1 protein-coding gene and 1 pseudogene are annotated in these 1,496 nt (G+C 62.3%); one reads left to right on the forward strand and one right to left on the reverse strand.

Annotated features, from left to right (window positions below; translation table 11 throughout):
* Positions 1-1,039 (reverse strand): annotated as a pseudogene (locus HLUSI_RS27530) (MATE family efflux transporter); the annotation flags it as partial.
* Positions 1,040-1,336: 297 nt separating this feature from the next.
* Here HLUSI_RS27530 and HLUSI_RS34620 point away from each other — a divergent pair.
* On the forward strand, positions 1,337-1,496 hold a 160-nt coding region (locus HLUSI_RS34620), incomplete at its 3' end, for a FadR/GntR family transcriptional regulator (RefSeq protein ID WP_040503266.1).

A 1,496-nucleotide genomic window follows, 5' to 3' on the forward strand; every position in this document is an offset into this window, starting at 1 on the left:
GCGCGGTGCGGGTACCGAAGCGCTTCATGCGGCAGGAACAGTCCCAGCGCCGCATGATCGAACAGGTACAGCAAGGCCACCAGCGCGCCGGTCAGCAGGAAGTTGTAGCCGACGCCGATGGTGGCGATGCGCGTGACGCGATCCCAGCGACCGGCGCCGATATTCTGCGCGGCCATCGACGACACGCTCGCGCCCAGCGCCAGCGCCGGCATCTGCACATACGTCCACAGCTGCGAGGTCACGCCGTAACCGGCCGTCACTTGCGAACCGTAGCCGTTGACCAGGCTGATCATCACCAGCGCCGACGACGAGATCACCAGCATCTGCAAGCCCATCGGCAGGCCCTTGGTCACCAGCGCGCGCAAGATCGCCAGGTCGGGCTTCAGGTAGTTCAGTTCATTGCTGTGCAACGCCAGGAAATGCTTGCGGCGATAGAGGAAGGCGATCATCAGGAGCAGGCTGCCCGATTGCGCGATCAGCGTCGCCAGCGCCGAACCGGCAATGCCCATCGCCGGGATCGGACCGAGGCCGAAGATCAGCAGCGGATTGAGCGCGATATCGAGTCCCACCGACAGCAGCATGAAATAGAACGGCGTGCGCGAGTCGCCTGCACCACGCAGCGTCATCATCATGAAGTTATAGAAATACATCATCGGCAGCGCAACGAAGATGATGCGCAGGTACGCGATCGCATAGGGCGCGGCGTCGGCCGGCGTCTGCATCAGCGCGAGGATGTGCGGCGTGAAGATGTAGCCGCGCCGATCGACTGTCCGACCAGGATGGTGGTGGCCATGCTGATGCCGAACACCACGCCGAGCAGGAAGAACAGGACGATGTTGGCGTTCGAGGTCGCGGTCAGCGCCGCCTCGCCGAGGTAGTGGCCGACCCAGATCGCATTGATCGAGGCGTTCAGCGATTGCAGGACGTTGCTGCCGAGTACCGGCAAGGCGAACATCAGCAGCGTGGCGGCAATGGGGCCGTTGACCAGGTCGGGACGGGATGACTTTTCAGAAGGACGCGAGGCAGGTTGGCTAGGCATGATGAGCGGAAATGGAGCAGCGCAAAAGGTCTCATGCTAGCCCAGTTCGGGTTTTGCATCTGTATCGGCATGTAAGTGGAAGCGACAGCGGACGCAAGCGCGTTGGCGGCATTGCCTTCCCGTCAACAATCGCCGCCAAAGCACACATGAAAAAGGTTTGACCATTGCGGACAGTCCTCGCTTGACAGCCCCCGGACCCGCACCTATTCTCTGCATACCCAAAGGTCTTACCACTCTCCCGCGCCTCCATATGGTGCGGAGCGACCAGGAAACATAACAGGCACCCAAGCAGACTCCATGTCCTTCGACCCCATCGTCCAGAAATCCATTTCCGAGCAAGTTGCGCAACGCCTGCTCACCATGATCCGCAGCGGCCTGCTCAAGCCCGGCCAGCAATTGCCGCCGGAGCGTGAACTGGCGGCCATGCTCGGCGTCGGCCGTCCGGCCGTGCGCGAAG

The organism is Herbaspirillum lusitanum P6-12, assembly GCF_000256565.1.
Taxonomy (GTDB): domain Bacteria; phylum Pseudomonadota; class Gammaproteobacteria; order Burkholderiales; family Burkholderiaceae_D; genus Herbaspirillum; species Herbaspirillum lusitanum.